1 protein-coding gene is annotated in these 231 nt (G+C 63.6%); it reads right to left on the bottom strand.

All coding sequences use genetic code 11. The features are described 5' to 3' along the window. Window positions 1–231, bottom strand: a 231-nt coding sequence (locus QD280_RS17825; RefSeq protein WP_279840158.1) for a hypothetical protein, incomplete at both ends; no start/stop codon positions are given.

Here is a 231-nt window from a genome sequence, read left to right as displayed (position 1 = left end):
CCATCGTTGCCGGCGGCGTCCTGCACCTTGAGCTGCACGGTGGCAGAGGCGGTGAGGTCGGCATCGGCATAGCTGACAGCAGTACCGGACACGCTGTCGGTGATGTCGACCCAGGTGGTGCCATCGGTGCTGTAAAGCAGAGCTTCCCCAGTGACGAGCTCGGCACTCAGCGTGGCGGTGACCGTCAGGCCATCATCGTCATTGGTGATGAAGTCGCCGGCGGTACCGCTA

Origin of the sequence: Cobetia sp. 1AS1 (assembly GCF_029846435.1) — a bacterium.
GTDB classification, from domain to species: domain Bacteria; phylum Pseudomonadota; class Gammaproteobacteria; order Pseudomonadales; family Halomonadaceae; genus Cobetia; species Cobetia amphilecti.
The sequence above is the reverse complement of the archived record's forward strand: the minus strand, read 5'-3'. Positions and strand labels throughout refer to the sequence as shown.